Source organism: Pseudomonas sp. HMWF006 (assembly GCF_003061205.1).
Classification (GTDB): domain Bacteria; phylum Pseudomonadota; class Gammaproteobacteria; order Pseudomonadales; family Pseudomonadaceae; genus Aquipseudomonas; species Aquipseudomonas monsensis.
Map to the genome: position 1 here is coordinate 10190 of NZ_QAIU01000425.1, position 1888 is coordinate 12077.

The following is a 1888-nucleotide window of genomic DNA, read 5'->3' on the forward strand; positions in this document are numbered from 1 at the left end:
CCGTCACCGATGTCGACGAAGCCGTAGCGAGACGCGATCTCGCTCAGGCTGAACTGATCGAGGCACAAGACAGCCTTGTTGTCGCCAGACGCCAGTTGCAAGAGTACGTCGGTGAAGCACCCGAGCAGATTGCGACGTTGCAGGAAGCCTTCCCTACCCCGCCGTTGCGACCCGATAACCTGCAGGAATGGATCATCCGCGCGGGCGCCGACAATCCGTCGGTCCGCGCCCGTCGCTTGAATGTCAACACCGCCGATGAAGAAGTGGCCAAAGCCAAGGCCGGCCACTGGCCGACGCTTGATCTGGTGTTGGGCTACACCGCCGCCGACAGCGAGACCCTGTCGACGCAGAATCAACGCAACCGTTACACCTCGGCGGGAGTGGAGCTGAACATTCCGCTGTACAGCGGTGGCTACGTGAGTGCCCGCGCCCGGCAAAGCGTGGCCACCCGGGACCAGGCTGAAGAAGATCTGAATGCCACTCGCGAAGAAATCATCTCGGGGACCACTCGCGAGTTTCGCGCCGTACAAAGTGGTGAAGCGCGCATTCATGCGCTGGAAAAAGCCGTCAGTTCCAGCGAGCGCTCGCTGTTGTCGTCCAGAAAAGGCTTTCTGGCAGGCAGCAGCACCAATATCGACATCCTCAACGCTCAGGAACAGATCTTCAACGCGCGCCGCGACCTGTTCGAAGCCAAACTCCGCTACCTGCTGGCGAGGCTGCGGCTGGCGGCCGACGTCGGCGCACTGGGCGACGACGACATCGAAAGCGCCAATGCCTATCTGGGGCCCCGGCTGTCGTTCTGAGCCTGGCCGGGCAGCCGTGCAGCCCTTGATATACGCGGACTCCGGGCCTCTGCATCAGAATTTTATCTTCACATCCCAGCTTAATAATATTTTACCGATCCCCCCCTCCTCCCTAGTCTGACCGCAAGCAAAACGGACAAGCCAACAGCGCCCGAATCCCACTGCCTTGCTAGGAAGGATGTAGAGATGACCACTGAAATAATAAAAACAGACACGCTGATCGTGGGTGCCGGCCAGGCGGGCGTAGCCATGAGCGAGCACCTGAGCAAACTCGGTGTGCCGCACCTGGTGCTGGAGCGCAATCGCATTGCCGAACGCTGGCGCACCGGGCGTTGGGATTCGCTGGTGGCCAACGGTCCGGCGTGGCACGACCGCTTCCCGGGGCTGGAATTCGATGACGTCGATCCCGACGGTTTCGCCCCCAAAGAGCGCGTGGCCGATTACTTTGAAGCCTACGCGAAGAAATTCAACGCGCCGATCCGCACCGGTGTGGAGGTAAAAAGCGTGGTGCGCAATGTCGGTCGTCCGGGTTTCACCGTCCAGACCTCTGAAGGCGTCATCGAAGCCAGCCGTGTTGTCGCCGCAACCGGCCCGTTTCAGACGCCAGTGATCCCGGCGATTGCGCCCAAAGACGCGCGTCTGCTGCAGATTCACTCCGCGGATTACCGCAATCCAGAGCAATTGCCGGCAGGCGCCGTGCTGGTGGTCGGCGCCGGTTCGTCGGGCGTGCAGATCGCCGATGAACTGCAACGCGCCGGCAAGCAGGTGTACCTCTCGGTCGGCGCCCACGACCGCCCGCCTCGCGCCTACCGCAACCGTGATTTTTGCTGGTGGCTGGGCGTGCTCGGCGAGTGGGATCAGGCGGCAATGAAACCGGGGCGCGAGCACGTGACCATCGCGGTCAGTGGTGCTCATGGCGGGCGCACCATCGACTTCCGTGGCCTGGCCCATCGCGGCATGACGCTGGTCGGCGTCACCGAGTCGTTCAACAACGGCGTGGTGAGCTTCAAGCAGGACCTGATCGACAACCTCAAGCGCGGCGACGAAAACTATCTGGCGCTGCTCGACGCGGCCGACGCCTACAT

General features: G+C 62.3%; 2 protein-coding genes. Both read left to right on the forward strand.

The features are described from left to right. On the forward strand, positions 1-803 hold an 803-nt coding region (locus tag DBR24_RS17880; RefSeq protein WP_256591601.1), incomplete at its 5' end, for a TolC family protein. A gap of 186 nt (positions 804-989) precedes the next feature. Then, on the forward strand, positions 990-1888 hold an 899-nt coding region (locus tag DBR24_RS17885), incomplete at its 3' end, for an NAD(P)/FAD-dependent oxidoreductase (RefSeq protein WP_128615416.1).